The sequence below is a fragment of the Ruminococcoides bili genome (assembly GCF_040093295.1).
In the GTDB taxonomy this organism is placed as follows: domain Bacteria; phylum Bacillota; class Clostridia; order Oscillospirales; family Acutalibacteraceae; genus Ruminococcoides; species Ruminococcoides intestinale_A.
In genome coordinates this window covers 22,723-29,803 of sequence record NZ_JBBNJY010000024.1, presented here as the reverse complement: position 1 = coordinate 29,803, position 7,081 = coordinate 22,723, and the positions used below count along the sequence as shown (strand labels likewise).

At 40.6% G+C, this 7,081-nt stretch carries 4 protein-coding genes; all 4 read right to left on the bottom strand.

All coding sequences use genetic code 11. The features are described 5' to 3' along the window. Nucleotides 1–151 precede the first annotated feature (151 nt). The 4 genes from AAAY30_RS08365 to glyA all read right to left on the bottom strand — a co-directional run bounded on the left by AAAY30_RS08365 (nucleotide 152) and on the right by glyA (nucleotide 7,056). Nucleotides 152–2,554 carry an alpha-amylase family glycosyl hydrolase gene (locus tag AAAY30_RS08365; RefSeq protein ID WP_195410134.1) on the bottom strand — a complete coding sequence of 801 codons (2,403 nt, stop codon included), beginning with the start codon at nucleotides 2,552–2,554 and terminating at the stop codon, nucleotides 152–154. A gap of 46 nt (nucleotides 2,555–2,600) precedes the next feature. Further along, a complete protein-coding gene (locus AAAY30_RS08360) occupies nucleotides 2,601–4,166 on the bottom strand; it encodes a starch-binding protein (RefSeq protein WP_195410135.1) in 1,566 nt (521 codons plus the stop codon). 240 nt (nucleotides 4,167–4,406) lie between these two features. Continuing rightward, complete coding sequence (locus AAAY30_RS08355; protein WP_022234526.1) at nucleotides 4,407–5,672, bottom strand: replication-associated recombination protein A; 1,266 nt, start codon at nucleotides 5,670–5,672, stop codon at nucleotides 4,407–4,409. A 127-nt stretch (nucleotides 5,673–5,799) separates the two neighbouring features. Then, complete coding sequence (gene glyA / locus AAAY30_RS08350) at nucleotides 5,800–7,056, bottom strand: serine hydroxymethyltransferase (RefSeq protein ID WP_195410137.1); 1,257 nt, start codon at nucleotides 7,054–7,056, stop codon at nucleotides 5,800–5,802. Nucleotides 7,057–7,081: the final 25 nt, after the last annotated feature.

Sequence of the window (7,081 nt, the reverse complement as noted above, 5' to 3'; positions counted from 1 at the left end):
CCGATCTTTTGAAAAGGTCGACCAAACTTTTATAATTGCTTGGCAAATCAATTTGCTAAACCATAATTTACCCAAACTTTAATAAATAACCACGAATTACAACGCAAAAGCGGCACTCAAACGAGTGCCGCAATGCAATAAAAATTATTTATTATTTAAGGAAAGATGATGTGCCACCGATCTGACCGTCAATGCCTGTAAAGCCGTTTGCACAACATACATAAACTCTCATATTTGCCTTACCGATATCTGAAACAGTAAGTGTTCCGTTTGTTACATTCTGAACATCACCTGTAACAGCGTCAACATATCTGCCGTTAGGAATATTCTTAAATGTAGCACCACTTGAAACTGTTACAAGTGCAAGGCTGTCAATACCGTCTTCTGCACTTGTATAACGGCGGATATAAGACATATCGCCACCTGTTACATAAGATTCAGAAGCTGTGTACTGACCTTTCTGAAGAGCAGGGATAGCTCTTCTGATAGCATTAAGCTTTGAAAGATGAACGCTAAGCGGGCTTGCAAGTGTTTCAGCAACTGTACCAGAAGCTGTGTACTCGCTAAAGTCTGTAGCTGTTACATTACCCTCAAGATAATCGCCGTAGTAAGCACGACCTGTTGTTGAAAGAGGAGCGTTAGGACCAACATCAATAACTGCGCCCTTCTGGAACTCAACCTCTGAACCATAGTAAACGCATGGAATACCACGGAATGTAAACATAAGGTCAAGGTTCTCTGCCCAAGTCTGTGTGCCGCCTGCAAAACGACTCTTTTCATCAGGCTGTTCAGGAGCATAGTCATGAGAATCAACATACATTACATTGTATGTTGCATCATTATAATACTGGTCTGTGCTCTTAGCAAAGTTATAAGCACTGCTTGCGTTACCAAACATTCTGTGCATCTGGAAGTCAATACCCTCCATACCTGATGCCATAGATCTGTCAGGTGTGTGGTATGTAATACCGTTTAAGAAAGCATTGTCTGAAGTAGGTTGATCTGTAGGATCATCTTCTGCGAGATAATGATCAAATACAACATTCATATTGTTGTTGATATCTTCAGCAGAAGTGCCGTAACTCCATAAATCAGCCCACTTATTGTTTGACTCTTTCCAAGTGTAGTAAGGTGTAGATTCCTCTGCGTGGCCACGATACCAAATCTGTGTGTAACGAGTACAGATTTCGCCAAACATAAGGAAGTTGTTGTTACCCGATGCCTTTGCAGCAGCATAAAGCTGGTCATTGTACATAAGGTTAAGTGCAAGTCTTGGAATATGTCTTACTGTATCAACACGGAAACCGTCAACGCCCATATTGATATAGTCTGAGTATACATCTACGATGTGTTCTGCTACTGCCGGATTTTCTGTGTTGAGGTCAACACAGTCACCTGCGATTTGAGCAAATTTACAGGTCCAGTCGTCCCAGTTAAGGCTCTGGAAATAACCTGTATGATAATAGTTGTTTGCATTAAATGTGTCAGAATTTGAAATCTTTGCAGAATCATAATCTTTTGCATCCGGCATGCTGCCTGTTGAGTTACCTACATCCGAAGAGTATGTTGTATTCTTCATAAGGTTAAGTCTTTGAGAATACTGAATTCCAGGCTTCTGTGCCCAGTATTCCTCTGCTGAATTAAGTCCGTATGTGTCAAGAAGTAAGTCTGTAGGAATCATTGACTCTTCAAGATTTGAAAGGTCTTTTGTTGTATCTTTTTCAAAAAGATTGCAGAAATAAGCCTCACCGAAGTTACCGGTATGCTGGAAAACTACATCCTGAACAATCTTCATACCTTTTGCGTGAACCTCATCAATAAGATCCTGGTATGTAAAATCATCACTCTCATAACGTACATCAACGGTTGAGAAGTCCATAGCATGATAACCGTGATAATCATAGCCCGAACCGTTTGTAACTACAGGAGTAATCCAGATAGCTGTAAAGCCAAGTGCCTTTATATAGTCAAGCTTGTCTGCAAGACCTCTGAAGTCACCACGCCATGCAGGGTCTGAATCAGGGTTATTTGCCTGTGTGTCATCCCAGCAATGAACATTATTGCCTGTATCTCCGTCATAGAAACGGGTTGTCATAACAAAGTAGATAGACTCTTCACGCATATCCACTGAATCAACAGGGTCAATTTCATCAGGATTGTACTTTGTCCATCTCTTGTTTTTGTACCACCACTCACCGGTAGTTCTTCTTAATTCAGGTGAATACTGTTTGCCGTCTTTATCTGTAAAAATCATATTTACAGCTGTAACATCGTTGATTACATAAGTAAACCAACCGTTTGAAGAGGCAGTCATTTTTTCACCCGGATATGAATCTGACATTGCGCTGTTTGTTGGAAGTGAATTCCAAAGGTAAACATATGGCTGTGCAAGTTCACTGTTCTGATAATGTATAGTAATGCCTGTTTCAGCTGACGCAGCACCAACCTCTTCAGTTGTAGCGTCAGCGTCAGCAGCGTTTACAGATACTATGCCTGCTGTAATAACAAGCATTACAGAAAGTACTAATGCACACCATTTTTTAATCTTTGTCATAATAGTACCTCAATTTATTTTAGTTAATCGTCGTATGTTTTAAAAATTACTTTTCTGCAACCATCTTCTGAAGCATTGTTGCGTCTATAACATCAAGAACACCGTTACCGTCAACATCACATGTCTTGAAATCATATTTCATACCGCTGTATTCAGCAATGATCATCTGGAGATATGTAGCATCGTTTACATCAACTTTGCCGTCACCGTCGCAGTCGCCAAGCATAAACGGAGTTGTTGTAGGCTGTACTGAAGTTGTAGGCTGTGTAGTTGGTTTTGGTGTAGTTGGTTTTGGTGATGTTGTAGGAATAACAGATGTAGTCGGCTGTGTTGTAGTCGGTACATTCGAATCAGCTGTATAAGTATAAGTCTTTGAAACCTTTGAGTTGTCAGAACCTTCAACATATACTTCAACTGTGTATGTTCCCTTTACTGTTGGTACAAATGAGTATGAATCGTTAAGTGTGTAATAAGGAATATTCTTATTACCGTTTGGATCTGTAACTACATACTTATAGAAAAGAAGGTTTGTACCTGTATTACCGCCGCCTGCAAGAACTTTAACTGTAGCTTTTGTGTTGAGCTTGATAAAGTTAAGATTAAGTGGTGTTACATTTTTAATAACAGGCTTAACGAGTGTTGAGTCATCTGCAACAGTAAGTGTGAGTGAACGCTCGTTTGTGTTGCCCTTTGTATCAGAATACTCAAACTTGATTGTATATTCACCAACTGCTGATGGTGTCCATACATACGAGTTTGTCGAGCTCATAGGAGATACTACCTTGCCGTTTACAGAAATCTGATAGCTGATAGTAGCATTTACAAGGCTATTTGCTGTTGTTGAAAGTGTAACAGCTGTACCTGTATAAATTGTTTTCGATGGGTCTGCTTTATAAGAAGTTACCTGAATATCACTTGTATCATATACAGACCAAGTATTTGTCTTGTTGTTGTAAAGGTCGCCTGAACCTACTGTAAGGTCATTTGACTTATTGCTGCCTGAACTGAAGATAACATTCTTATAAGCCTTATTAGGAGTATAAGACCATACATTATCGCCGATTTCAGTCATTGGTTTGCCCGGCCATGCAGCGTTGTTCTCTGTGCTGCTGTTCCACATATAGCAATATACATTTGACCAACCTGCATCATTCTGGCAGTAAATTGGTTTTGCATTGCCCGAAGAAGTTGCCGGCTGTGTAGCCTGTGTCGGCTTAGTTGATGATGTTGCCTGTGTTGGGTTAGTTACATCAGAGTAAGCTGACCACTTGCGTGTGCTGAGGTCATAAATCTGACCGTTGCCTGCATAAGTAAGGTCTGTTGTCTGATTGCCGCTGCCGTTGTTGAAAATAACATTCTTAAAATCACCCGAAAGTGTGTAAGCATAAACGTCATCTTCAACCTTTGTCATAGCCTCACCAGGCCATGCTGCGTTGTTGCCTGCACCATCTGTCCACATATAGCAGTACAGATTGGCCCAGCCGTTGTTTGCACGAACGTATACAGTATCGCCTGTTGCTGCTGATACTGCCATACTGCCTGCACAAACTGCAGATACTGCAAGCATAATACAAAGTATTAAGCTGAGTACCCTGTGCTTTGTTGTTACCATAAGAATTTCCTCCAAATTTTTTTTTATGGTTTTTGTGGATAATATAATCCCACGTTCTGACAATTATATTATACAACAATGTTTGCTAATATTTTTTTCTCTTTGAGAATTATTTTGATTTTCTTACAGCCAAATTTATTAGTCTATATTTGTATATATTCAACAAAAAGGCGAGAAAAAGCATTTATTAATATCAATATGCACAAATACAAGATGTTGTTTTTGTGACTATCTATAATACTATCTGTTCTTAATTTTATCCCAATAGTTCTTATATGCCTGTTCGTTTTTGTTGTCACCGTATTCGTAATAAACTCTGTCACGGATAATGTCCGGCAAATATTGCTGATTTACATAATGGTTCGGATAATCGTGCGGATAGTTATAAAACTGTCCTTTGTTATTATTATCTTCCCCATCATAGTGCATATTTTGAAGCTGTCTTGGTACAGGACCGTAATTGCCTGCTTTTAAATCCTGTGCTGCACGATTAATCCCCATATATGCGGAATTGGATTTCGGCGCATTGCATACCATTATAACTGCGTCTGCAAGCGGTATTCTCGCCTCCGGCAAGCCGACAGCCTGTGCAATATCCACACATGATTTTACAATAGGAATAAGCTGTGGATACGCAAGTCCTACATCTTCGCAGGCACACACCATAAGTCTTCTGCACGCACTCGGCAAATCCCCTGCCTCAAGCAGCCTTGCAAGATAATGTAAAGCCGCATTACTGTCACTGCCACGCATACTTTTTTGATATGCGGAAATTATATCGTAATGCTCGTCACCGTCCTTGTCATAACGCACGGCGCTTTTTTGTACAAGTTCCGCAACACTTTCTTCGCTGACTTTTTTTACTCCGTCAACTTCGTCAGCCACAAGAATAGCAAGTTCAACCGCATTCATAGCTTTTCTTACATCACCTCCGCAGCCATGAGCGATTTTTTTACGACAACTTTCGGGAAAATCCACCTCTACCTCCTGTTCCTCGGAAATAATTTCCGCCGCTCTCTGCACAGCTCTTTCTATTTCTTCGGGCGGTACCGGTTTAAATTCAAAAACAGTCGAACGGCTTAAAATAGCATTATATACATAAAAATACGGATTTTCGGTAGTCGATGCAATAAGCGTAATCGAACCGTTTTCTATATATTCAAGCAAAACCTGTTGCTGCTTTTTATTAAAATACTGAATTTCGTCAAGATACAGTAAAATGCCGTTCATTCCCGAAAAAGTGTTCAACTCCGAAACTACCTCTTTTATGTCGGATGTTGATGCGGTCGTGCCGTTGAGTTTTTTCAGAGTTCTGTTCGTTCTTTTAGCTATATATGTAGCAAGAGTTGTTTTTCCCACTCCTGACGGACCGTAAAAAATCAGATTCGGAATTTCTCCGCTTTCAATTATTTTTCGCAGTGGCTTATTCGCTCCGAGCAAATGCTTTTGCCCCACAATATCATCAAGAGATTGCGGTCTTATTCTGTCTGCAAGAGGAGTATTCATATAATCAGCCTCATTTCAAATTTAGTATATATTTCATAGTACATTTGTTCGTAGAATTTGTCAAGATTTTTAGCAAAAAAACCGTTCCGCCTTAAATTTGACGGAACGGAAAATAAACCGAATTTTATTATTCGTAAAGCGGATACTTTTTGCAGATTTCTTCAACGCCTGCTCTTACCTTGTCGGCACTGTTTTCAAAATCATTGAGAACAAGTGTAATATACTCGGCAATCTTGTCCATATCCTCTTCGTTAAGACCTCTTGTTGTAACAGCGGCAGTACCTATACGAACACCGCTTGTTACGAACGGAGAAAGCGGTTCACCCGGAATAGTGTTTTTATTTACTGTAATATAGCACTCATCAAGACGAGCCTCAAGCTCTTTACCTGTAACACCTGTATCACGAAGATCCATAAGAAGTACATGGTTGTCTGTACCGCCCGAAACAAGCTTATTGCCTCTCTTAAGAAGTCCCTCCGCAAGAGCCTTACAGTTAGAAACAATCTTTGCACCGTACTCTTTAAATTCAGGCTTTAATGCCTCACCAAAGCAAACTGCCTTAGCCGCAATTGTGTGCATAAGAGGACCGCCCTGTGTACCGGGGAAAATTGCCTTGTCAATCTGCTTAGCAAACTCTTCACGGCAAAGGATAAGACCGCCTCTCGGACCACGGAGTGTTTTATGAGTTGTGGATGTAACAAATTCACAGTACGGAACAGGGTTTGGATGAACGCCTGCCGCAACAAGGCCTGCGATGTGAGCCATATCTACCATAAGATATGCGCCTACTTCATCGGCAATTTCACGGAGTTTTGCAAAATCAATAATTCTTGGATATGCAGACGCACCGGCTACAATAAGTTTTGGCTTACATTCCTTGGCAATCTCAAGAACCTTATCATAGTCAATTCTGTGTGTTACGCTGTCAACACCGTAAGGAACAAAGTTAAAATACTTACCTGAAATGTTTACAGGTGAACCGTGTGTAAGATGACCGCCCTCGTTAAGGTTCATACCCATAACTGTATCGCCCGGGTTGAGCATAGCAAAGTAAACTGCTGTGTTAGCCTGTGCACCCGAATGTGGCTGAACATTTGCGTGTTCTGCGCCGAAAAGTTTGCAAGCTCTCTTGCGTGCGATTTCCTCAACAACATCAACGCACTGGCAACCGCCGTAGTAACGCTTTCCCGGATAACCTTCTGCATACTTGTTTGTAAGTAAGCTGCCCATTGCTGCCATTACAGCAGGAGAAACGATATTTTCGCTTGCAATAAGCTCAAGATTTCTTCTCTGTCTTTTAAGTTCCGCAGTCATTGCCTCGCCAACAGCAGGATCATAGCTGTTGAGATAGTCAAGAGCTGCAATATTTGTTTTTTCACTCATAATTATTCTCCTTAATCTAAAAATA

What these genes read in the sequence shown, in the direction of transcription:
- glyA (WP_195410137.1), bottom strand. Translation starts at nt 7,056, where the DNA reads ATGAGTGAAAAAACAAATATTGCAGCTCTTGACTATCTCAACAGCTAT.
- AAAY30_RS08355 (WP_022234526.1), bottom strand. Translation starts at nt 5,672, where the DNA reads ATGAATACTCCTCTTGCAGACAGAATAAGACCGCAATCTCTTGATGAT.
- AAAY30_RS08360 (WP_195410135.1), bottom strand. Translation starts at nt 4,166, where the DNA reads ATGGTAACAACAAAGCACAGGGTACTCAGCTTAATACTTTGTATTATG.
- AAAY30_RS08365 (WP_195410134.1), bottom strand. Translation starts at nt 2,554, where the DNA reads ATGACAAAGATTAAAAAATGGTGTGCATTAGTACTTTCTGTAATGCTT.